General features: G+C 42.1%; 19 protein-coding genes and 1 pseudogene. 11 read left to right on the forward strand and 9 right to left on the reverse strand.

The window, feature by feature from the left end:
- Positions 1-236: 236 nt before the first annotated feature.
- From FNW02_RS02865 to FNW02_RS02885, 5 genes are all read right to left on the reverse strand, one after another.
- The gene (locus tag FNW02_RS02865) at positions 237-788 is read right to left on the reverse strand and encodes a class I SAM-dependent methyltransferase (protein ID WP_191756092.1); all 552 of its coding nucleotides are present in this window, start codon (positions 786-788) and stop codon (positions 237-239) included.
- Between the two features lie 300 nt (positions 789-1,088).
- Positions 1,089-2,549 carry a hopanoid biosynthesis associated radical SAM protein HpnJ gene (gene hpnJ, locus FNW02_RS02870; RefSeq protein WP_191756093.1) on the reverse strand — a complete coding sequence of 487 codons (1,461 nt, stop codon included), beginning with the start codon at positions 2,547-2,549 and terminating at the stop codon, positions 1,089-1,091.
- A 160-nt stretch (positions 2,550-2,709) separates the two neighbouring features.
- Complete coding sequence (locus tag FNW02_RS02875) at positions 2,710-3,537, reverse strand: squalene/phytoene synthase family protein (RefSeq protein ID WP_191756094.1); 828 nt, start codon at positions 3,535-3,537, stop codon at positions 2,710-2,712.
- 854 nt (positions 3,538-4,391) lie between these two features.
- Entirely contained in the window at positions 4,392-4,754 is a 363-nt protein-coding gene (locus FNW02_RS02880; RefSeq protein WP_191756271.1) for a Lin0512 family protein, read from the reverse strand.
- Positions 4,755-4,913: 159 nt separating this feature from the next.
- Positions 4,914-5,282: a four-helix bundle copper-binding protein gene (locus FNW02_RS02885; protein WP_191756095.1), complete on the reverse strand. Its 369-nt coding sequence runs from the start codon at positions 5,280-5,282 to the stop codon at positions 4,914-4,916.
- 469 nt (positions 5,283-5,751) lie between these two features.
- On the opposite strand from FNW02_RS02885, the gene FNW02_RS02890 reads away from it, so the two are divergent.
- The 6 genes from FNW02_RS02890 (at position 5,752) to rppB (ending at position 14,282) form a co-directional block, all read left to right on the forward strand.
- Complete coding sequence (locus FNW02_RS02890) at positions 5,752-6,456, forward strand: DUF305 domain-containing protein (protein ID WP_191756096.1); 705 nt, start codon at positions 5,752-5,754, stop codon at positions 6,454-6,456.
- Between the two features lie 197 nt (positions 6,457-6,653).
- On the forward strand, positions 6,654-8,258 hold the full coding sequence (locus FNW02_RS02895) for an efflux RND transporter periplasmic adaptor subunit (RefSeq protein WP_191756097.1): 1,605 nt from the start codon (positions 6,654-6,656) through the stop codon (positions 8,256-8,258).
- 53 nt (positions 8,259-8,311) lie between these two features.
- Positions 8,312-11,440: an efflux RND transporter permease subunit gene (locus FNW02_RS02900; RefSeq protein ID WP_191756098.1), complete on the forward strand. Its 3,129-nt coding sequence runs from the start codon at positions 8,312-8,314 to the stop codon at positions 11,438-11,440.
- 47 nt (positions 11,441-11,487) lie between these two features.
- Entirely contained in the window at positions 11,488-11,961 is a 474-nt protein-coding gene (locus tag FNW02_RS02905) for a hypothetical protein (RefSeq protein WP_191756099.1), read from the forward strand.
- 5 nt (positions 11,962-11,966) lie between these two features.
- Positions 11,967-12,668 carry a two-component system response regulator RppA gene (rppA, locus tag FNW02_RS02910; protein WP_191756100.1) on the forward strand — a complete coding sequence of 234 codons (702 nt, stop codon included), beginning with the start codon at positions 11,967-11,969 and terminating at the stop codon, positions 12,666-12,668.
- A 210-nt stretch (positions 12,669-12,878) separates the two neighbouring features.
- Positions 12,879-14,282 (forward strand): two-component system sensor histidine kinase RppB, encoded by a 1,404-nt coding sequence (rppB, locus tag FNW02_RS02915; protein ID WP_191756101.1) that lies wholly within the window; start codon positions 12,879-12,881, stop codon positions 14,280-14,282.
- On the opposite strand, the gene FNW02_RS38335 is transcribed toward rppB, so the two are convergent.
- Positions 14,271-14,516 carry a hypothetical protein gene (locus FNW02_RS38335; RefSeq protein ID WP_225225386.1) on the reverse strand — a complete coding sequence of 82 codons (246 nt, stop codon included), beginning with the start codon at positions 14,514-14,516 and terminating at the stop codon, positions 14,271-14,273. The two genes, rppB and FNW02_RS38335, sit on opposite strands and share 12 nt — an antisense overlap.
- A gap of 46 nt (positions 14,517-14,562) precedes the next feature.
- On the opposite strand from FNW02_RS38335, the gene arfB reads away from it, so the two are divergent.
- The 4 genes from arfB (at position 14,563) to FNW02_RS02940 (ending at position 20,253) form a co-directional block, all read left to right on the forward strand.
- Positions 14,563-14,976 (forward strand): alternative ribosome rescue aminoacyl-tRNA hydrolase ArfB, encoded by a 414-nt coding sequence (gene arfB, locus FNW02_RS02925; protein WP_191756103.1) that lies wholly within the window; start codon positions 14,563-14,565, stop codon positions 14,974-14,976.
- A 46-nt stretch (positions 14,977-15,022) separates the two neighbouring features.
- Positions 15,023-15,931 carry a hypothetical protein gene (locus FNW02_RS02930; RefSeq protein ID WP_225225387.1) on the forward strand — a complete coding sequence of 303 codons (909 nt, stop codon included), beginning with the start codon at positions 15,023-15,025 and terminating at the stop codon, positions 15,929-15,931.
- Between the two features lie 160 nt (positions 15,932-16,091).
- Entirely contained in the window at positions 16,092-18,905 is a 2,814-nt protein-coding gene (locus FNW02_RS02935; RefSeq protein ID WP_191756104.1) for a hybrid sensor histidine kinase/response regulator, read from the forward strand.
- Between the two features lie 43 nt (positions 18,906-18,948).
- The gene (locus tag FNW02_RS02940; RefSeq protein WP_191756105.1) at positions 18,949-20,253 is read left to right on the forward strand and encodes a hybrid sensor histidine kinase/response regulator; all 1,305 of its coding nucleotides are present in this window, start codon (positions 18,949-18,951) and stop codon (positions 20,251-20,253) included.
- A gap of 57 nt (positions 20,254-20,310) precedes the next feature.
- Here FNW02_RS02940 and FNW02_RS02945 read toward each other — a convergent pair whose 3' ends face one another.
- From FNW02_RS02945 to FNW02_RS02955, 3 genes and pseudogenes are all read right to left on the reverse strand, one after another.
- A complete protein-coding gene (locus FNW02_RS02945) occupies positions 20,311-20,715 on the reverse strand; it encodes a four-helix bundle copper-binding protein (protein ID WP_191756106.1) in 405 nt (134 codons plus the stop codon).
- 497 nt (positions 20,716-21,212) lie between these two features.
- Positions 21,213-21,368 (reverse strand): annotated as a pseudogene (locus FNW02_RS02950) (RNA-binding S4 domain-containing protein).
- Between the two features lie 521 nt (positions 21,369-21,889).
- Positions 21,890-22,558 carry a HEAT repeat domain-containing protein gene (locus FNW02_RS02955; RefSeq protein WP_191756107.1) on the reverse strand — a complete coding sequence of 223 codons (669 nt, stop codon included), beginning with the start codon at positions 22,556-22,558 and terminating at the stop codon, positions 21,890-21,892.
- 170 nt (positions 22,559-22,728) lie between these two features.
- Here FNW02_RS02955 and FNW02_RS02960 point away from each other — a divergent pair, with 170 nt between their 5' ends.
- Positions 22,729-24,366, forward strand: a complete 1,638-nt coding sequence (locus FNW02_RS02960) for an alpha-D-glucose phosphate-specific phosphoglucomutase (RefSeq protein ID WP_191756108.1) — start codon at positions 22,729-22,731, stop codon at positions 24,364-24,366.
- The last annotated feature ends 93 nt before the right edge of the window (positions 24,367-24,459 follow it).

A 24,459-nucleotide genomic window follows, 5' to 3' on the forward strand; every position in this document is an offset into this window, starting at 1 on the left:
CCAAAGCTCAAAATTCATATTGTATAAGGATTTTAAAGTCAATGCTTTTTAATAACGTTGCCAAGCCGTGGCTCTATTCACTGTAGGTATCGTTTATTTGCCCTCACCAATGCCGTTGCAGAGGTGGCGAGCGAGATCATTTATCGATTTGATTTTTATTTAAGTCGGGGTGCTACTCGCACCCCAAGCCCTACAGGTTATTAAAAAACTATTGCCTTTAGCCAAACAATTGACAATTACTTAATAGCTTCTAACTCTATATCAAGAAGATAGTTTGTTAAGTAATTCCAATTTAAATTGTTGAAAAACTTTTGCCACATGTGTCTTTTTCGTTTTAAACTAATTAATTTGAATTTCGCAATAATGCCATAGTAAATACCATATTTTTCTCGTCTATAATGTTGGTGTATGTAATAAGAAAAAGATTCTTCATTCCAAAAACACGTGTGCGTAGGATCTTGATAAGCAGTTATTCCGGGAGCTTCAGGAACATGTATTCTAAAAATCCCTCCTGGCTTTAAAACTCTATAAACTTCATTCATTAAATTAATTGCTTTTGTCGGCTGTATATGTTCAATAAAATCTACTGCCAGCGCTTCACTAAAAGAATTATCTTCAAAAGGAATCCCCTCGTTTATATCACAAACTAAATCTACACCTGGCGCTGGGAAGATATCAATATTGACATACTCCTCCAAAATTTTTCTACCACAACCTAAATGCAGTTTGTTTTTATTAGTCTTGCTCAAAGTTACTTCAGAATTTGCTTTTTCCTCAAATGTACTCATAAAGACTCCTAAGTTTTACTTGATTTGAAACTAGATATTCTTGATCAATCAATACTTGGGGCAGTTTTGTGCTGAGAGTAAAAAAAGCCATCCATCACATATAGTGAAAATAAATATTGACACACATCGAGATAGATGGACTAGTAAACATTGTACAGACCGGAGTGGAGAAAATAAGAACTATTATTGGTTGGTGTTTCAGAAGTTTTACTATGCAAAACTATACCTCTCGCTTGCCCCAAAAAGACAGACTTGAACTAAAGTTCAAGACAGGGAGAGGTTTATTGAACTTATGTTCCTTTAGACAACAGCTGTCTGATTAGATTGTGCATTAGCCGCAGATTGAGTTCGACGTTCTTTCAGGTAAGAGAAAAACTCTGCACCTTCACGCAGGCGGCGTACTAGCATTTGTCGGTCGGTGAGCATTTCGCGTACGATTGGCACAATTGCCTTGGGACGGAAGTAAAATTTCCGGTACATTTGCTCAACTGCATCTTCAATCGCCGCACTAGAAAGATTGGGATATTGCAGCGTTGAGGTTTGAATACCAGAGTTAGCAACTAAAGCTTGGTTTGTAAACCAGCCGTTGGTTTTGGCTTGTTCATAAAGTTCTGTGCCTGGATAAGGCGCGGCGATAGAGACTTGAATTGTATGCGGACTGAGTTCGCAGGCAAAGCGGATTGTCTCTTCTACGGTTTCCTGGGTTTCAACAGGTAGACCAATGATAAAAGTACCGTGGACGGTGATGCCGAGTTTGTGGCAGTTTTTCATAAATTCCCGCGCCACTTCTAGCTTGATGCCTTTTTTAATTCGGTTGAGAATATCTTGGTTGCCAGATTCAAAACCAACTAGCAGTAATCGTAAACCGTTGTCGCGTAGTTGTTTAAGAGTATCATAGTCTAAGTTTGCACGGGCGTTGCAACTCCAGGTAAGCTTAAGCCGCTTCATGTGTTCGCTAATAGCGATCGCTCGATGTTTATCAATTGTAAAAGTATCGTCATCAAACATATATTCCCGCACCTTGTCGCCAAAGATGGCTTTGGCTTCTTCCATCTCGCGTCCTACTGCTTCGGGGCTTTTATGTCTGTAAAGATGACCGCCAATTGTCTGTGGCCACAAGCAGAATGTACATTTTGCCGGACAGCCGCGCCCAGTGTAAAAGGAAATGTAAGGGTGCAGTAGATAGCCGATGAAATATTTTCTAATATCTAGATCACGCCCATAAACTGGGAGGACGCTGGGCATAGCATCCCAATCGTGAATTAATGGGCGTTCTTCATTGTGGCGGATGTGAGAATTTTGATCGCGGTAGCTTAGACCTTTGATTTCGTCCCAAGGTTTGCCTTCGGCTAATTCTTTACAGGTATAATCGAATTCATTGCGACATACAAAGTCGATTACCGGGCGATCGCGTAGTGTCTCCTCTGGTAATACTGCCACATGTGCGCCAACAAAGCCAATCTGTACATCTGGGTTTGTAGCTTTGATTGCCTCAGCACACTTGACATCATTAGCCAGTGAGGGCGTGCTAGTGTGCATAATTACTAGTTCGTAATCTTTGGCAATTTTCAATACATCTTCCAATGTTTGACCATGTGGAGGAGCATCAACAAGCTTGCTACCTGGCACTAGGGCAGCAGGTTGTGCTAGCCATGTGGGATACCAAAACGAAGTAATTTCGCGCTTGGCTTGGTATCGTGAACCCGCACCACCATCAAACCCATCGAAAGAAGGAGGATTGAGGAACAAAGTTTTCTTCACTGAAATATTTCTCCTTTAATTGTCATTTGTCATTTGTTAAGACTAGAGACGCGATTAATCGCGTCTGTACAAGGGTCATTTGTCATTAGTTCTTCTCTGTTGCCAGTCCCCATTGCCCCTTATCCCCAGAGGGGGCCCCGAGTTCCCCAGTCCCTAGCCCCTAACTAGCTTTCATGTTCACATCTAGTTGTTCTATGAGTGCAAAAACATCACTACGGCTAAGTTTTTCTTTACCATTAGCTAGGGCATCAAGAGTGCCATGAGCTAAAGTGAAGGGAATTTGACAAAAATCTAAGGCTGGGCCAGTAGGAAGAGAGTTAGTGTAAGCTTCTGCTAGTGCTAGATTGCGCCGCGCATATTCTTGCATATTGGCTGCATTCCAACCTTCAGGGAAGAAGTCTACCCCACGCTTTAAGTCTTCAGTATGGTTACGCAGGATGTTAACTGCTTGTAAGCCTCGACCAAACCCAATTGCCTGAGTCCGGTTGGTTTGTGTTCCATCGTACCAAGTCCATAAATCAGAGAGTAACAAGCCCACCGCCCCTGCAACCCCAAATGTATAACGATCTAGATCCGACTCTGTATCAATTTTCCAGTTTCTTTCTGCCCAGTAAGCCATTCTATCTGCCATTGCGGCGGTGGCATCCCAAATCCGGGGTGCAATAGTCTCAGGTGCTAGTAGCGACCATTCTCTAATACCAACGGTAACTTCTGCTAAAGTATTCTCGTGTTCACTAAATCCTGCCGAGAAAGCATCTACTGCGAAGCCATCAACTCCCGCCTGTAATGTCAAGCTAATTATGCGTAACAGCTTTGCCTTAGTAAGGTTATCCAGTTCTGGATGATCTTCAATTTCATCAATGGCACGCATACACAAATATGCTGATGCAACTGCTTCTTGTAATCCTGTTGGTAAAAGACTAATTGGGATATAAAAAGTTCTACTAGTTTCTCTGAGGATTTGCAATGCATCTCTACGTAAATCCATGTTTTCACTCCCCTCTTGATTTTTGCACCACATTAATGCAGTTTATTGATGATACTGGATATAGTTTTTACTAAACCTTAAAAACTATAGATACACTAGAACATCTTCTAAAAATTAATAGGTTTTGGTATCACAATTAACAAAAGTTTCAGATTTATCAAAGTCAAGTCTAGTATATAGGTTTTTGGCTGCAAAGGAGTGTGAGGTATGCTTTGGTATAGCTATCCTCAAGTTTTAGGGTAAATACAAACAATTATGCTAATATTTCATTGATTAACTCAATTTTTTGTCTTAACAAAGAGCTATTTTAATGAGTAAAACTAATTTAGGTCTGCGTTAAGCTGACTAGGAAGTTAAAATTAGTGTATCTATAAAAACAAGTTAGAAATAGCTGATAATGTACGGCGATAACCATATACACTTGCAAACGCGAATAGTAGTTTACCAAAAGGTTAAGGTGACTTAGGGCAAGCACATACCACTACGATCGCTAATGTAGATAGTGACATTCGTAACTATAAAACACAACTAGTAGTTACCGTGTATTTACCCAATTTAGAAGACAAAAGTGGGCTGTTTACCCACTTAATAAAATACTCACGCATACCTCATTGACAATTTAAAGCAATAACTACTCTTTGTAGTTGTTAACTGTTGACTGTTGACTGTTGACAGTTAACGGTTAACAGTCAACCTGAATGTCGAGGTAATGTGCAATTTAAATGCATAATAGCTTAGTAGTAGACCGTCCCAACCTTGGTCATAATAGACCGCTTTGTAGCACGATTTACTACAAAATTAACATTTATTATACAAGCAATATTCTTTCTGCTTTGTTGCCCTAGCAATAGCTACTAATTTTCGATTAGAACTGTAACAGCAGCGATCGCAATCAACATTTCGTCATTTTTATCGTTGAGTTCGGGAATTGCTCGCCCTTGAACTACCATCCCCCCAGATTCTACGGTGAGCGTTTTCCGACCAAAGGGTAGTACAGCTAGTACCTCTTCTTCTCGTACCTGTTCTGGATAGGGTACTGCGACTTGAACTTCTACAATCATTTGATGAGGATCGCTCAAACCAGCGATTTCCCAAACACCGGGTAAAGCATTGTGAGCGATCGCATTACGTACCGCCCTGGCTGCTGCTACTGTCGGCTCTTGTCCATGTTGGTCTATTCCCATTCCCATCTCGATAATCAAGCGTTTACGCGCCATTGCTACCTCCGGTAAATCTTGCACCTTCACTTTACCGCTCTATGGGGTAGCAACATAACTATGTAAAATTTATGATTTAAAATTGCAGATGTGTGTATACCGTAGGCCTTGTAACAGAGGGCAAAATATGGCTTCTTCCTTCTACCCTCTGCCTTTGACTTATGCAGTTGCCATTGCCATTTGCCGACAAGAATCAGCGCAGCGACGGCATATTTGAGCGCAAGCTTTCATTTGAGTATCGTCACCCATGCGATCGCACTCATCTGCACACCGTTGACACAGTTCAGCACAAACGCCGCAGGTACGAGAATGTAAGTCAGAAGCTCTAAGCATGAAATTAGCACTTGTGTTGCAAATTTCAGCACAATCAAGTATTAACCGAATATGAGCAGGTTCGGCGTGATTACCACCCTTTTGTAGGCAGTAGGTCACGGTATTTAAACAGATACTATGGCAGTCTAAGCAGTTTTGAATACACTGCTGCATCTGTTGGTTTACTTGACTCAAGGTGAGTTCTTGTATAGCCATTTTTTCTACCCTCTTGAAATTTTTTGGATTTACTAAAGGCGTTATTGCCTTTAGACTCACCTTAAAGATTTGGGGGTGCATTAGCGTCATACCAATGAAGTAATAAACATTTCTAACTACTGGGGTATAAGGATTTCATCCAGATTTCATATTTAAATGCATTTTCTATATCTCAACGAGTAAGCTATTACGCTTTTAAGCTGACGGTTAACTGTCAACCGTCAACAGTCAACAGCCAACACGAAAAGATGTGCAGATTATATCCGCGACAGCTTAGCACCAACCCTGATTTCATCCTAATTTCATTTTTGGCTGTCAAACTATGTAATGAGTGCCGCAGTTGCGTTTTGAGCAGCCAGTTATCTAGGTAATTTCATTACCTAAGCAAAATACAAATATTTAAAAGGTTGACTCTCCAGCTAACTAGAGACTCCAGAATAGAATTAGGAAATTATCTGAGATCATCCCTATGCAACTCCCTACTCTGAGAAACAGCTTTTTGACATTTGCTTTGTTAGCGATCGCCTCTTTTTCTAGTAGCGTGTTGACAGCCTGTTCTACAACTACTTCCCAAAACCCAAGCCAAGCACCAAATACTACTATTGCTACCGATACTAGTGACAAGCAACCCATGAATCATGGTGGTGGCATGATGAACCACAGCATGGCAATGGATTTAGGCCCAGCCGATGCCAACTATGATTTACGCTTTATTGATGCGATGATTCCGCATCATCAGGGAGCAACGGTAATGGCTAAAGAAGCACAGCAAAAATCAAACCACCCTGAAATCAAAAAGCTAGCAGACGAAATTATCAAAGCACAAAACCAAGAAATTACGCAGATGAAACAGTGGCGTACAGCTTGGTATCCCAAAGCGGGAGATAAACCAATGGCTTATGATGCCAAAATGGGTCACATGATGGAGATGTCACCTGAGCAAATGCAAGCCATGATGATGAACATGGACTTGGGTGTAGCTGATGGAGAATTTGACCTACGCTTTATCAACGCAATGATTCCTCACCATGAAGCAGCTATAGTTATGGCGAAAGATGCCTTGCAAAAGTCTCAGCGTCCTGAAATTAAAAACTTAGCTCAAGAAATTATCAAATCGCAAGACGCAGAGATTAACCAAATGAAGCAGTGGCGTAAATCTTGGTATAACAAGTAGCCTCAAGTTTCAATATCTATAAAACTTAGAATTCTTGGCGTTCTTCTCTGCGAGACACTGCGCGTTGGCGCAAGCCTCTGTCTACGACACGCTACGCGAACGTAGAGAAGGCGGTTCGATAAATTAAAGCTAGCTTTGTTTACCAAATATTGCGATCGCAGTTTCTTTGCTCCCATACTCCAGGATTTCTGATAGCGATGCCCGACTCTGCGCGTTTCCAACCAAATGTAACCATGCATTGTGTTTCTAGTACACTTGTGAGCTTGCTGTTATTGATAAGTCCCGTAGTAGTTTTAGCCCACAGCGGACACGGAAATGAATTTCAAGGAGAAACTGAAGCCACTCCAGCAACTAGTTCCATTCAAGTTGACACTCAAACTGCCCAACGGTTAGGAATTAAAGTTGAGCCAGTTAAAAGCCAGCGTTTAGCTATTGGTATTAAAACCACAGGACAAATTGAAACTCTACCTAGCAATCAAGTAGAAGTAACCACACCAATTACAGGGGCGAAAGTGGTTGAGTTATTGGTAGAACCTGGTGCATTAGTTAAACAAAGTCAACCCGTTGCTGTGGTATCTAGTCTTGATTTGGTAGAACTGCGGGTTAACTCCCAAGAAAAACTGGCTCAAAGTCAGGCTGATTTGCAACAAGCCTTAGCTGATTTAAAGTTAGCGCAACAAAACCGCGATCGCTACCAACAAATAGCCGACTCTGAAATTGCCCAAGCCCAAAGTCAAGTGGCTTATGCTCAAGAAAAGTATGACAAAGATCAAGAATTAGTTGCCCAAGGTGCATTACCAAGGCGTAATGCTCTCGAATCGCAAACCCAGCTAGCTCAAGCCAAAGCTGAACTTACCAAAGCCAATAGCCGTCGAGAGGTTATTGAGGCTGAAAATCAACTTAAACGCGCTCAGGCATCTGTTGAAGTAGCAAAATCTCGGATCAATCTCAGTAACAGCACTTATGAAACTCGGCTGCAACAACTAGGAATCCGTGGCAATGCCAAAGGACTGGTGACAATAACAGCTCCAATTTCTGGCAAAGTTGCTGATCGGGAAGTTACCCTTGGTCAAACCTTTGAGGATGCAGGTGGTAAGCTGATGACGATTGTCAACAACAATCAGGTATTTGCCACAGCAAACATATATGAAAAAGATTTAGACAAAGTTAAAACAGGTCAACGAGTTAGCGTCAAAGTTGCTTCTGTCCCAAATCGCACTTTCACCGGACGAATTGCGGTAATTAATTCTGTAGTAGCAGGCGAGACGCGGGTTGTACCTGTGAAAGCCGCAATAGATAATCTTGGTGGTGTACTGAAACCAGGAATGTTTGCAGAGTTAGAAGTTTTAACAAACCAAACCTCATCAGCTATCTTGGCTATTCCCAACGCGGCTGTAGTAGAAGCTAATAATAAAAAAGTTGTCTATATCCAAAATGGCAATTCTTACCAACCAGTTGAAGTCACATTAGGTCAAACCTCTGATGACATGGTTGAGGTCAAGACAGGCTTATTCGAGGGAGATATGATTGTCACCCAACGCGCACCGCAACTTTACGCCCAATCTCTGCGAAGTGGGGGAAAAGCAGAGGAGCAGCACAGCAGCACAGTAGAAGAGAAAAAAGCAACTTCTAACTCCTCATTACCTTGGTGGGTTGGACTTGGGGGAGGAACAGCACTAGCAACTGTAGCCTTTATCACAGGTACTTACTGGGCTAGTCGCCGCACTCAATCCCGTCTAACGCCAGTACCAGAAACACCAATTATTGATCACAACTCCCAATCCCCAACCCCCCCTCAATAAACCTCCGCGCACCTCTGCGCTTCCCTCCGCGTACCTCTGCGTTTAAATCAAATATGCTCAATGCCATCCTCAAGTGGTCAATAATTCAACGCTGGATAGTCGTACTACTCGCAATAGTAGTCACAATTTGGGGTACATATAACCTCACCCAAATGCCACTAGATGTCTTTCCTGACTTCGCTCCCCCTCAAGTTGAGATTCAAACAGAAGCCCCAGGACTAGCACCAGAAGAAGTAGAAACACTAATTACCTTGCCAATTGAAAGCGCGGTGAATGGTACACCAGGAGTAGAAACAGTACGTTCCTCCTCTGCTGTCAGCATTTCCGTCGTCAAAGTGATCTTCAAATGGGGGACTGATGTTTATCAAGCCCGTCAACTAGTCACAGAACGATTACAGCAGGTACAGCAAAAATTGCCAGAAGGTGTGGAAAATCCCCAAATTTCGCCCATTTCTTCCCCTATTGGCACAGTCCTACAATACGCCTTCACTGCTGAAACAACCTCACTCATGGAAGTGCGGCGCTTAGTTGACCGGGATGTTACCAATAGATTGCTAGCTGTACCAGGCATTTCCCAAGTAATTGCTTATGGTGGTGACATTCGCCAGTATCAAATATTGCTTGACCCAGCAAAATTAAAAGCTTTCAATGTCACTTTAGATGAAGTCACATCTGCAACTAGAGGAGCTAACGTCAACGCTGCGGGTGGCTTTTTGGTCAATCCAGACCAAGAACTAATTATCCGTGGCTTGGGGCGCATCGAATCAATTGAGCAACTAGGGAAATCTGCAATAATGGCACGCAACGGAACACCCATACTACTGCAAGATGTGGCAGATGTCCGTATTGGAGCCGGCTTAAAACGTGGCGATGGCAGTTTGGATGGTCAGCCAGCAATTGTGGTAATGGTCAACAAGCAGCCACAGAATGATACTCCCACAGTTACTAAAGCCGTGGAAAAGGCTATGGAAGAAGTCAAAGCTGGCTTACCTAAAGATGTCAAAGTCACAGAAACATTCCGGCAAGAAAGCTTTATCGAAGCTGCTATTGAAAATGTTACTAGTTCTCTGCGCGATGGCATTATCATCGTTTCCATTATTCTGTTGATGTTTTTGATGAACTGGCGCACCGCAATTATTACCCTCAGCGCCATTCCCTTATCAGTCTTAATTGGCATGATGATTCTGGGCTTGTTCGGTCAAGGTATCAACACTATGACACTAGGGGGACTAGCTGTCGCCATTGGTTCAGTGGTGGATGACTCAATTGTGGATATGGAAAACTGTTATCGGGGTTTGCGGAAGAACCAAGTAGCAAGCAATCCGGTGCATCCCTTTAAGGTTGTTTATGATACTTCTGTAGAAGTCAGAGTTAGTGTGATTTTTTCAACGGTGATTATTGCTGTTGTCTTTGCACCAATTTTCATGCTTACAGGTGTGGAAGGTCGGATATTTGCGCCAATGGGTGTTGCCTACTTGATATCAATTTTTGCTTCTACATTAGTGGCGATGACTTTATCTCCGGCACTTTGTGCGATATTACTTGCAAATCGTCAATTACCCGCCGATGATACCTGGGTAAGTGCTTTATCACAACGCATTTATCGACCTCTTGTCAATTTTGCCATCCGTTTCCCCACAATTATTTTGGTAGTTGCGGGAGCATCCTTAGTAGCTTCTGTGGTAATTTTACTGAGTTTGGGAAGGGTATTTTTACCAGAGTTTCAAGAACCATCCTTAGTAAACACAGTTTTGCTTTATCCAGGGAGTTCTCTAGAGGCGACAAACCAAGTTGGATTCGCCTTACAGGATGCGCTAAAGGACGATAAGCGATTTAAGACGGTGCAGTTACGGGCTGGACGTGCGGCTGGTGATGCGGATGCAGGGGGGGTCAACTTGGGACATTTAGATGTGGAATTGAGTGCGGAAGGATTAAAAGACCGGGAAGGAAGTATTGAGAAGCTGCGGGAGGAGTTTGGTAAGATTCCTGGAGTTGCTCCCAATATTGGCGGCTTTATTTCGCATCGCATGGATGAGGTATTATCGGGAGTAAGAAGTGCGATCGCAGTCAAAATTTTTGGCCCTGATTTAGCAGAATTACGCCATATTGGCTCTGAAGTTCAGGCGGCTATGACCGGAATTACCGGACTCGTAGACCTACAACTAGAACCCCAAGTTCCTATTAGACAGGTGCAAATTCAATTCAATCGGCAAGCAGCGGCTCGCTATGGCTTAACTGTTGGTCATCTCACCGATATGGTAGAAACCGCGCTTAATGGCCGAGTTGTATCTCAAGTTCTCAAAGACCAGCAATTATTTGATTTAGTGGTTTGGTTGCAGTCAGAATCACGCAATAATTTAGACATCATCCGCAACTTGTTGGTAGATACACCTACAGGTCAAAAAATACCCTTAGCTCAGGTCGCCAGCATTGATTATGGAACCGGCCCCAACACGATTAACCGGGAAAATGTTTCTCGCTTGATTGTCGTTTCTGCAAATGTCTCCGGTCGAGATTTAGGCTCGGCTGTAGAGGAGATTCAAAACAAAGTCAGCCAAGCAATACAGTTACCCACAGGCTACTTTATCCAATACGGCGGTCAGTTTGAATCAGAGCAACGAGCCACCCAAAATTTGCTAGTCTTTGGCGGATTGGCAATGGTCATCATTGCAGTCTTAATGTACTTTGCAGTCAAATCTGTTGCTGCCATGCTGATGATCATGATTAACTTACCTCTAGCGTTGGTAGGAGGCATATTTTCTATTGCTTTAGGGGGTGGGATTATCTCTGTGGCTTCCTTGGTAGGGTTCATTACCCTGTTTGGTGTGGCGACGCGTAACGGACTACTGCTAGTAGACAACTACAATGGCAAGATTGCACAGGGAATGCCTTTACGCCAAGTCCTTTTTGAGGGGTCAACGGAGCGCTTGGTCGCCATTTTGATGACGGCTCTTACTTCAGCTTTAGGAATGATACCCTTAGTCATTGGTACAGGTGCAGGTAAAGAAATCTTGCAACCCCTAGCTGTAGTAGTATTAGGCGGGTTGTTTACTTCTACCGCCTTGACATTGCTGGTGTTACCTGCATTGTATGCCCAGTTTGGTAAGTTTTTGATGCCTACTAAGCAAACTCAGTCAGTTATTGAGGATGGTAAAAAAGTAGGCGCAGTATTTGATTGGTAATTCACCTTTTAATCAAAGATTAATTATTTATAGTGAGGAATAAATTGATGAAATCATTCAAATTAAATTTAGTTTTTCTAGGAATAGCACTACTTTTTTTAGCAGCTTGTAATAACAGTAATCAAGTTAGTACAGAAAATACTCAAACTGCTTCTACCTCAACCGAGAAAGTTGTACCTGCTACTAAAACAGATAGCAAGCATGGTGCTTCTAAAGGTGGTCAAGTTGTGGAAACAGGAAAATATCATTTAGAGTTTGTGCCAGTGAAAGAAACTAATCAAACTCACATGGATTTATATTTACAAACAGGTGATAACCACGAAACTGTACCTAATGCTAAAGTCACGGCTCAAGTACAGCTACCGGATGGCAAACAAAATACTATTCCTTTTGCTTATGATGCTAATGATAAACACTACACAGCTATATTAAGTGAAAAGGCATCTGGTCAGTATCAAGTGAAAATTTCTGCTGATGTTAAAGGTGAAAAAGTAGATGGACGTTTTAGTTTTAATCGGTAAACTCTATGAGAGTCCTACTAGTTGAAGATGAACCAGATTTAGGTGCTGCTATTAAGCGAACTCTTACCCAGCATAAATATTTAGTTGATTGGGTACTGGATGGTAATGATGCATGGGCATATATAGAAAATAAGTGGACACAATACACGCTAGCTATTTTCGATTGGATGCTACCAGGAATATCAGGTTTAGATCTATGCAAAAAACTACGCTATCATCAAAGTCCTCTGCCTGTTTTAATGCTGACAGCTAAAGACAGAATGGAAGATAAAGTTGCTGGTTTAGATGCAGGTGCAGATGACTACTTGGTAAAGCCATTTGGTATGGCGGAATTATTAGCAAGATTGCGTGCTTTACAGAGGCGATCGCCCCAATTTCAGTCCCAGGAATTAACTGTTGGCAACCTGACTCTAGATTACGGCAATAATATCGTTGTGAGTCAAAACACTACGGGGACTAAACAGGAGATTTCTCTGACTAATAAAGAATTCCAGTTACTAGAATATTTTATGAAGCACCCAAACCAAATTGTTACCACAGAACAAATTCGCAATCAGCTTTGGGAGGTGAGTGCAGAACCTATTAGTAATGTGGTAGCTGCTCAAATGCGTTTACTGCGTCGCAAACTAGCTAATAGTGGTTGCGAAAATATAATTGAAACTTTGCATGGTACGGGATATCGTCTGAATCTCATCATTGATAAGTAGCTAGGCGTAAATAAATAAAAGTTTGTAGTAAGGACTTTAGTCCTAATAATCCTTGTTTTGAGCGATAAATTGCTCACTACGAACTATGGCTACCTTGCAAGTGGACAGATCCCCGACTTCTTAAAGAAGTCGGGGATCTAATAGCCCAATGAAACAGACTACTAGCATACAAACAGAATTCAAGCTGCATGGCTGCCACGATGTTTGATTATGAATCAAAATAAACTGTTTCAGCAAACCCGTCTGCGTTTGGCGCTGTGGTATGCACTCGTCATGGCTGTGATTTTAAGCCTTTGTGGATTCGGCATCTACAGAGCAATCTCCCATACCCATTGGATGACATTAGACCGAGAATTAGAGTCTGTCGCCGGAACTTTGCACGATAGTATTGAACTAAAATTACAGCAACCCGGTGAATTAGAACCAGTTATACAGAAACTTTTACCCAATATTTGTGTGGTTGGTACTAGCTGTATTCAAGAACAGTTAAGTTCCAAACGCCATATTTTAAGTGCAATCAATCAAGGTAATTATTATGTACGTTTTTTCGATAATTATGGACGCTTGATTGCGATCGCAGGAACTTACCCAGAGGGATTACCCCTAGTTTTTAACAAGGAACTTTGGCAAACTCTTAAAGACAGCAAAGGTCACTTCTACCATCAGATTTCCTTGGTTCTGCACACTCAAGAAAATCGTGATTGGGGTTATATCCAAGTAGGGCGAAGTCTAGCAGACTTCAATAGTTATCTTGTTGCTGTGAAACTCACTTTAGGATTGGGATTACCAATCATCATGATTCTGGTTGGTGTTGCTAGTTGGTGGTTAGCTCTTTTAGCAATGCAACCAATTTATCGCTCATATAGACAAATCCAACAATTTACAGCAGATGCCGCACACGAGTTACGGACACCTCTAGCAGCAACACAAGCGACAGTAGAATCAGCGCTGATGATGTCTCAATTAGATGAAATAGAGACGCGGGACATTCTGCAAACTCTACAACGTCAGAACCAGCGACTCACAACTCTTGTTACAGATTTATTACTGCTGACTCGCCTGGATCGTCAATCTGTGCCAATGCAACAAGATATTTGCTGTTTAGATGATATTGTGAACGACTTAATAGAGGAATTTGCAGCGTTGGCGATCGCAGCTGGTGTAACGCTAACATCTTCAGTACAGGTGTCAACTCCTTTAAATGTCATTGGTAATGCAGATCAGCTTTATCGCTTGTTTTCTAACTTAATTATCAATGCAATTCAATACACGCTACCAACAGGAAAAGTGACTGTTTGCTTAGACCGCTGTAACCATTATGCCGTTATTCAGATTCAAGATACAGGCATTGGGATTCCGCAGCAGGAAATAACTCGAATTTTTGACCGCTTCTATCGAGTGAATAGCCATCGCTCCCGTAGCACTGGCGGTTCTGGATTAGGATTAGCGATCGCTCAAGCAATTATCCAGGCACACCACGGTAGTATAGATGTGCAAAGTGAATTCGGTAAAGGTAGCACTTTTACTATTAAGTTGCCTTTTGATATTCGCCCACTAGATAGCGTTCGCTCTATTTACCCATTTAAAATACTGTATTATCGGTTACATCATTAAGCTCATCCCACCCGTCAAAGGGGATAGGATTTTACGTTGACTGTTGACTGTTGACTGTTGACTGTTGACTGTTGACTGTTGACTGTTGACTGTTGACTGTTGACTGTTGACTGTCAACGGCGTTGGGACGTCTTTCATCGCTAGAAGGAATGGGTTTTCCCGACGCCTTTTTGTAACATTGAATCTATCATCTTGATCGATTTCATCTTTTACTCTACCTGGTATGTAAGACAATATCGAGGCTTTGCGCTCTTAGGGACATAGAAGCTATATATAAAATATGTTGCAAATTTCTCACAAAATCATCATCCCCGATAGCGAAATCGAAATTAGCGCGATTCGTTCTCAAGGAGCAGGAGGTCAAAATGTCAACAAGGTTTCTACTGCCATTCACTTACGGTTCAACATTGAGGCTTCATCACTACCTGCTTTCTATAAAGAACAACTTTTGAAGCTAAATGACCGACGCCTTACCCAGGAAGGAGTTATTGTCATCAAAGCTCAAGAACACCGAAGCCAAGATAAAAATCGGCAGGAGGCTTTGCAACGACTCAAAGAACTCATCAAAAGCGCAGTCATATTGCCCCAAAAACGTAAACCCACTAAACCAACTCGTAGTTCTCAAAAAAAACGTCTTGACAGTAAAAGTAAGCGAGGACAGATTAAGTCTACTAGAGGGCAAGTCACTGATTAAAGATTAAGGTGCGATCGCTTTTTCTTCCCAGGCTAAAGCCACGCTTATGAATATCAAACAGCAACAAATAAAATTCAAAACTGGAACTAGTGAAGCGAGCTTATTACAAATATCTACACAACCAAATTACCAACCCCAGGCTACTGATACAAATATAAATGCTGAAATTTATCTATTTACTCGGCTGCGGCAACTCTCAATCGCTCAGCGCATAAAAATGTTTGCGGCCCATGAACGCGGGTTGAAAAAGTTATCTCTAGCAGGAATTAAATCTCGAAATCGAGGTGCTTCCTTGGAGGATATTCGTCGGGTATTTTCTCGTGCTGTGCTAGGAGAAAAATTTACTCCTAATTTCCAACCACAAGGTTTTGATGAAAGTATGTGGATTCAAGATTCCATTACTCTGGCAGGCGAACTTCATCAACTATTTGAGTCCCTTAATATTTTTTACTACGTTAGTGGTAGTGTTGCTAGTTCCATTCATGGTGAACCTCGCTCAACTCGTGATTTAGATTTGGTAATTGAAGTCCAACTTGACCAAATTGATTTATTAGTAACAACACTTGAAGCTGCTGGATATTATTGTCCGGCAGGCGCAGTTGAAGATTTAAAACGAGGAAGTGAGCGAATGCTGAACATTACGCATACAGAAACTATCGCTAATGCTGACCTGTATCTTAATGAAACTTCACCATTTGCAATATCGCAAATGGCACGTAGGATATTACCTGATTTAGATGGGATACCTCCATTCTGGATAGCTTCACCAGAAGATATGATTTTACAAAAGTTGCTGTGGGGAAGGGGTAGCCAATCTGAAAAACAGTGGCGCGATGTATTGGGGATACTCAAGTTGCAGGAACAAACTTTAGACTATGCTTACCTAACAGATTGGGCAGAACGCTTAAATTTGGTTGATGCGTTGAGCCAAGCATTTAATCAAGTCAGTTTATAATTAAAAACTTTTGTAAAAACTCTAGAACAGTGCGCCGATATTAAGATTGCCCAAGATTGGGAGAAATTAAGAACTGTGCTGTCATTTGGCAGAGTGAAAAATTTTGGGTTATCAAAGGGAACAATAGCGTATATATCTATATTCAAGCATTTTTATTACCATGCTATTTAAGCCTACAATTCATAAAGTTTCCAAAGTCCCTGATCAAGTTCCACTACGAATTGTTTTAGTTGTTCCGTTCATGTTACAGATCTTTGCAGCAGTAGGACTGACTGGATACCTTTCTCTACGAAACGGGCAAAAAGCAGTAAATGAACTGGCGGCTAAGTTGCAGACTGAAGTAAGCCATCGCATCAATCAACACCTTGATAGCTATGCAGCAGCGACTCGTTATCTAACTCAAATTAATGGTGAACAATTCGACTTGGGATTGCTTAATCCACAAAATTCAGACCGTTTAGTTCAATTCTTATTTAAGCAAGTAAAAACCTATAATGTTGGCTATATTCTTTACGGATCTAAAACAGGAAACTTTATTGCTTCTGGATACTACCGTGAGTCCACAATTCCAGATCACGGCAATCCAGATATCAGTTTGGTGTTGCCCGATCGCTATGGCAATCCTGACCTGTACAACTATACAACTAATGCTCAGGGTAAGCCAATCAAACTATTTGAAATCACCAAAAGTTATCAATTTCAGAAGGAAGGCTGGTACGCCAAGGGCATTCAAACTGGTAAACCAGGATGGAGTGAAATTTATCAATGGGAAACTAATAACTATCCCTTGGCGATCGCCACTAGCCGACCTATTTACGACAAGCAAGGGAATCTCATCGGCAGTATTGGTGTAGAACAGCGCCTTTCACAAATCAGTGACTTTCTGCGTCAAATTCAAGTCAGCCAATCAAGTAAAGTTTTCATCCTAGAACGCACTGGCTTTTTGGTGGCTAGCTCCAGCGATGCTCCAGTGTTCTCAGTGGTTAATCAAAAACCACAGCGATTACAGGGTACTCAAATCAAAGATACTTTAATTCAAGGGACATCTAACTATCTTATTGAGAACTTTGGTGATCTTAAAACCATTCAAACTAGCCAACAGCTAGAGTTTATGCTGAATGGACAGCGCCAGTTTGTCCAAGTTTCTCCCTGGCAAGACGAATGGGGACTAGATTGGTTAGTCGTCGTCGCCATGCCCGAATCAGACTTCATGGGGCAAATCAATGCAAACACTCTTAACACCATTTACTTGTGTCTGAGTGCATTGGGACTGGCGACTGTTTTGGGCATCTACACCTCTCGCTGGATTGCTCGACCTATTTTACGATTGAGTCGAGCATCGGAAGCGATCGCCCAGGGAGAGTTAGATCAAGAAGTTGAAACCTCAAACGTGAAAGAACTAGGTGTGCTTGCCCAATCGTTCAACCGCATGGCACAGCAGTTACGAGATTCCTTCACCACTCTTGAAAAAACCAATCAACAACTTGAACTCCGGGTAGAACAACGCACCGCAGAACTGAAATATGCCAAAGAAGCGGCAGATAATGCCAGTAAAGCCAAGAGCGAGTTCCTCGCCAATATGAGCCATGAGTTACGCACGCCTCTCAACGGCATTCTTGGTTACGCTCAAATTCTCCAGCGCTCAGAACTAATGACCGATAAGGGGCGCAAAGGTATTGATATCATTCACCAATGCGGCTCTCACCTGTTGATGCTAATCAACGATATTCTCGACCTCGCTAAAATTGAAGCACAGAAAATGGAATTAAATGCCAATGATCTCCATTTTCCGTCCTTTTTACAAGCCATTGCCGAAATTTGCCGGATTCGTGCCGAGCAAAAAGGAATTAATTTCGTTTATCAACCGGATGCAGACTTGCCCACGGGCATTCGGGCTGATGAAAAGCGTCTACGCCAAGTGATCATTAACTTGCTAGGAAATGCCATAAAATTTACCGATCAAGGTAGTGTCACGTTTAAGGTAGAAACGATTAGAAGTTCTCAGTTAGAAAAAACAACTCAAAACTTTTACAAAATCCGCTTCCAGATTCAGGACACTGGCGTTGGCATGAAACCAGAGCAGTTAGAGAAAATCTTTCTGCCATTTGAACAAGTAGGAAATGCTAAAACACAAGCAGAAGGAACTGGTCTAGGCTTGGCAATTAGTCAAAGAATTGCTTTACTTATGGGCAGTACATTAGAGGTGCAGAGCGAACTAGGTCAAGGCAGCACGTTTTGGTTTGATGTGGAATTACCCGAAGCTCAAGACTGGGCAACTTCCTCTAGAGTTGTTCACCAGGGCACGATCATCGGTTATCAAGGAGCAATGCGTAAAGTGCTGGTAATCGATGACCGATGGGAAAACCGCTCTGTTTTAAACAGTTTGCTAGAACCGATCGGCTTTGAGGTGGTTGAAGCTATCAATGGTCAGGAAGGGTTAGATAAAGCTGTTAGAGTGAATCCTGACCTAATCATCACTGATCTAGTTATGCCGATCATGGATGGCTTTGAGATGCTCAGACATCTGCGTCAGTTATCTCAGTTCAAAGATACGGCTGTGATTGCTTCTTCTGCTAGTGTGTTTGAAGTGGATCAGTTTAAAAGTGTGGATGCAGGTGCGAATGAATTCTTACCAAAACCGATTGAGGCTGAGAGCCTACTTCAGTTGATTCAACGTTACCTCAAATTAGAGTGGATTTATAACAACACAACTCAATACATAGCTACAAAAGCTAACATTAATAAACTAAATCCAGAAACTATCACAGCACCTCCAATAGAAATTTTGCAACACCTAAATCAATTGGTTGAAATGGGAAATTTGGATGAACTTGTAGAGATAGTCGAAAAACTGGCTCAGGAAAATACTCAACTAATTCCTTTTGCTCAAAAAATCTCAGAATTTGCTGAAAACTGTGAGCTTAATGCACTCATAATCTTCATGAAACAATTCATTATGAATTATGAATTATGAATTATGAATTATGAATTACAAATTACGAATTATTTTATAGGCTATGGATAACTCAACGACCGGATTTATTTTAATCGTAGATGACAATTCAACAAATCTGTCTGTGCTGTCTCAAGCACTCAAACAGGTGGGGCTGAAAGTTCGGATGGCGATGGATGGAGTCAGTGCCATCAAAATTGCTCAGCAGCAATCTCCTGAATTGATTTTGTTGGATGTGCAAATGCCGGGAATCGACGGTTTTGAAACTTGTATCCGCTTAAAAGCAAATCCATCAACTCAAACCATTCCAATTATTTTTACAACGGCCCTGGCAGATACAGATAACAAAGTCAAGGGCCTATCATTAGGTGCAGTGGATTATATCACCAAACCTTTTGAAGAACAGGAAGTTCTTGCTAGGGTAAAAGTTCACTTACAACTACGGTATCTGACTAAAACTTTAGAGGAGAAGAATACACAATTACAGCAGGGAAATGAAATTCTTGAACAGCGCGTGAGTGAGCGAACTGCTGAATTGTCTCAAGCCTTGCAGGATTTACAGCGATCGCATCTGCATCTGGTTCAAAGCGAGAAGATGTCAGCCTTGGGACAACTGGTTGCGGGTATCGCTCATGAACTCAATAATCCGATTGGATGTCTTGTGAGCAACCTGTCGCCAGCGTTTGAGTATGTGTCTTATTTAACGCAAATAATTGAGTTTTATCAACAGTCTTATCCTGAAGCAGCACTGAAGTTAGAGCAAACACTAACAGAAGTTGATATTGAGTTTGTACTACAAGATTTGGCAAAACTGCTGAATTCCATGAAATTGAGTACAGAGCGAATTAAAGAGATCTCGATTTCTCTGCGAAATTTCTCACGTTCTGATGCCACAGCGAAAGTGCGCTTCTGTGTACATGATGGATTGGAAAGTACACTAACCATTTTGGGATATCGCTTGAAAGCTGTGGGAAATCGTCCTGCAATTGAAGTGATTAAGGACTACGGGGAGCTACCTAACGTAGAGTGTTATCCAGGACTACTGAACCAGGTGTTTATGAATATTCTTGCGAATGCGATCGATGCTTTAGAAGAAACTTTACCCGTCACTCCTCAAATTCGGATTCAAACAACCGTGATTGATCAGTATGTTGTAATTCGGATTATAGATAACGGTTTTGGTATGTTGCCAGAAGTTCAGCAGAAAATGTTTGATTACCTTTTTACAACCAAAGCGGTTGGTAAGGGTACAGGAATGGGATTATCGATTTCTCGTCAAATTGTGGAAGAGAAACACGGGGGCCGACTCAATTTCATATCTCAAGCAGGTCAAGGAACTGAATTTGCGATCGCCTTGCCAATTCGCTAAGACCTGCTCTTGCTATTAGTGCTTTTTTACTACTCAATCTACCTGAACTGGGGTAATTCAGCTAGATAATAGTGTATCTTCCGTCACCAAACTTGACCTGCGGAAATAGGAAGCAGAATTTAGCCCCATCGTTTTGCAATATTCAGCACATCTGCGGCAAATAGCGGCACAAAACATCATCGTTGCATCGCTACCCATATTTTCGCAAGCTATTGCAGTGCGATCGCAGATCTCGGCGCACAAACTACAGGTGTTTCCCATAAATTCAGAACCGTCATTAATCATATTGACGCAGATCATGCACATTTCGGCACAGTCGCGCATCATAGACATCATAGTCATATCTGAATATTTCCCTCCCTGACTCTTGCAGTATTTGAGGGTATCAATGCAAATAGTTTGACATTCGATACATGTTTGTTTACAAGCTTGCATTTCGGTAAGTATAGATTCAGTCATCATAAGAGTAACTTCCTTATTTTTACAGTTCGGTAGAATAGCGAACTAAATATTAAGCTAAAACTTTATTTTGGAGAAATCAATAGCTACTAGAATTTTGGCTATTTCAAGATCACTAAACCGATCTACTTAATGTAAATTCAGTTACTTTGAGGAATTTTGAGCAAGGTCTAATTAGCTAAAAGCCTTGTTAATCAAAGTTTCAAAAGACTCTATTGATGATGGATAGTTACTTTTTGGAAGTAAATCCTATATCAGGTTCAGGAATTGAGATGTTAAGTTAACTTCGTTTTATATCTCTTAGAAGAACACTTATGTCCGATTCCATAATTCATGAAACTCTTATTTAATAATCTTTTTAGACATTTTCACTCTTTATTCAAAAAATGCTATGAGTATATTTTCTTATTATTAAGGAATATCAAAATCTCATGACTTAATTAAAGTATATTTCATCATGCAGTGGTAACTTTGGGAGCCTGAAAAAGATTTCAACCTGTTTAAGCTAAATTGACCTCAAAAGTCTGTCCTTCCACTGTAACTTGATCACCTGGTACTAGTCGCCGCCCTCGTCGGGTTTCAAGCATACCGTTTACTTGGACATCGCCACCTTGAATCATTAGCTTGACTTACCCTCCAGTTGGCACTATACCCATCAACTTTAAAAACTGATTTAACTTAATTGTGTTGTCTTTAATAGAACTTACGCACTGAATCTTGAAACCTAGATCCCCCCTAGCCCACGCCAGTCGCTCATGGGGAGTCACCCCCTTGCGGAGGTTCCCGACGCTCGTTCGCGCAGCGTGTCGCAGACAAGACTCGCGCTTCGCTGCGCTATCCGTTGTGGGGAGTGGCGTGGAAACCCCCTTGGCGCTAGCCTCTCCCTTTGAAAGAAGACCGCGCTGGCTCCCCTTCAAAAGGGGGGAACTTCTAAAGCCCCCTTTTGAAGGGGGTTGGGGGATCTGAGTGCGTAAGTCCTGTTTAAATTCAAAAAACTGTTATCAGAGGCTAAAAAAGGTAAGTTAGACCAAGCCACAGATGAACACGGATGAATACTGATATTTATCTATGTTCATCTATGGTTCGATTTAATGTATCTCGACTTATGCAAGAAATCTAATTTAAATGCGTAACAGCTTAGCACTGCGACTTTTGATTGACTGCTAATATCAAACTCCTATCCTGATGCACTTTCTAAGGCAGCTGCCACTACTCGAAAATGTTCATCCTGCTGAAGTTGGGCCATTAAATACCTGGCTTGGGGGTGTTGACAGCCGTGGAGAGCGATCGCTGTTTGCCATCGGTTTCGCCAGTATGAATCTTCTGCAAACTCTGTTAACAGGGCTAAGGCTTGATTCTGCAAAGATGTCTTTAACACTTGACCAAGAGCAAGAATACCTGCTTCTTTAACCGTTTGTGTATCATCTTTCAGGGATTCTACCGCAACAGCAAATAAAACCTCATAATGCTCGGTTTCCATCAGCAGAGAAATCACTGTTTGGCGAACTAACCAATTGTCAGACCGCTCAAATAGCTGTTGGAGCAAGGGAATCGCCACATCACCAAATTCAAAAAGAGAATTTGCCGCTTCCGCTAGCACGTTACCATCTTGGTTATGCTCTAGAATCTGTAGCAACGCTTGAAATGAAGCCTCAGTTTGATGGTTGCCCAAACCCATTACAGCAAGGCGACAAAGCGCAACATCTTTTTCATTAGCAAGCTTCTGGAGTATGGGGACAGCCACTTCAGATGGAAACTCTGCCAGTTCATCTAAGGCGGCTTTGCGCTGATTAAGTGCTTTTGCGCGTAGGTTCAACTCAATTTGCTCGATCCGATTTTGATTCATTCAGTTAAGTTGGGTATTCAGTCTGATAGTGGTCATACCTTTGAGTGTTGCGATCGCGCGAAACACTCCAGGGACATAGAGGAAACGCAAAGGTTTAATGCGGGGCAATTTTTTTCGCTACGAACTTATGCAAAGCTGGATAGTGAAAAAGGCTTTGTTAAATATTATCTATGAATATCAGTCAGCAAATCTCTACTACTCCTTTTCTTGATCAGAAGCCCGGTACTTCTGGGCTGCGGAAAGCGGTCACTGTTTTTCAGCAGCCCCATTACCTGGAGAATTTTATTCAATCCATCTTCGATAGTCTAGAAGACTTGCAGGGACAAACCTTAGTCCTAGGTGGCGATGGTCGTTACTACAATCGCCAAGCCATTCAAATCATCTTGAAAATGGCCGCAGCCAATGGCGTTGGTCGCATTAAAGTTGGTCAGGGCGGGATTTTGTCTACTCCTGCAACATCCTGTATTATTCGTAAGTACCAGGCATTGGGTGGAATTATTTTGTCTGCAAGCCATAATCCCGGTGGCCCAGATGGTGACTTTGGTGTGAAGTACAACATCAGCAACGGCGGCCCAGCACCAGAGAAGGTGACAGAGGCTATCTATGCTCGGACTAAAGTAATTGATCGCTACCAAATCATAGAAGCACCAGATGTAGATTTAGAAACTCTGGGTGAGTCTCGTATGGGAGACATGGTAATTGAGGTCATTGACTCCGTAGAGGATTATGAAAAATTAATGGAGTCTTTGTTTGATTTTGATCGCATTCGCCAACTGTTGACTTCGGGAAATTTTCGGATGTGCATGGATACATTACATGCGGTGGCTGGGCCCTATGCCCATGCTATTTTTGAACAACGCTTGGGCGCACCAGCGGGAACTGTGCGTAGTGGTATACCCCTAGAAGATTTTGGGGGCGGACATCCTGACCCGAATTTGGTTTATGCTCATGAGTTGGTGGATATTTTGTATGGAGAGAATGCACCAGACTTTGGGGCAGCTTCCGATGGGGATGGCGATCGCAATATGATTTTAGGGCGTAAGTTCTTTGTCACCCCTAGCGATAGCTTAGCCGTGTTGGCTGCAAATGCCAAGCTAGTCCCAGGTTATAGCTCCGGTTTAGCAGGGGTAGCGCGATCAATGCCCACCAGTGAAGCAGTGGATCGAGTTGCGGCTCAGATTGGGATTGAATGTTATGAAACACCGACTGGCTGGAAGTTCTTCGGCAATCTCTTAGATGCAGATAAAGCTACACTCTGCGGTGAAGAAAGCTTTGGTACTGGCTCTAACCACGTGCGCGAAAAAGATGGGTTATGGGCTGTTCTTTTCTGGCTGAATATTTTAGCAGTGCGACAACAATCTGTTGAGCAGATTGTGCGGGAACACTGGAAGACTTATGGACGCAACTATTACTCTCGCCATGACTATGAAGGGGTGGATACAGACCAAGCCAACACCCTAATGGAAAATCTGCGTTCCTTAGTGCCAACCCTGAAAGGAAAGCAATTCGGTAACTATCAAGTCGAATATGGTGATGACTTTAGTTATACCGACCCGATTGATGGCAGCGTTAGCAACAAGCAGGGGATTCGCATCGGCTTTACTGATGGTTCTCGCATTGTGGTGCGACTTTCAGGTACAGGTACTCAAGGCGCAACACTGAGAATTTACCTAGAAAGCTACGAGCCTGATCCTGCAAAACATGACCTCGATACGCAACAAGCACTTGCTTCGTTAATTACGCTTGCTGATCAGATAGGTCAGATTCGCAACTCCATAGGACGGGAGCAACCAACTGTAATTACCTAGAATACCTATTCACTAACTTCAGAAACCGGGTTTCTAGGAAGATTGAAATTTTGTTACTCCAACCTCTAGAAACCCGTTAAACAACTTCCAACA

The sequence above is a fragment of the Komarekiella delphini-convector SJRDD-AB1 genome (genome assembly GCF_014831675.1).
Taxonomy (GTDB): Bacteria; Cyanobacteriota; Cyanobacteriia; order Cyanobacteriales; family Nostocaceae; genus Komarekiella.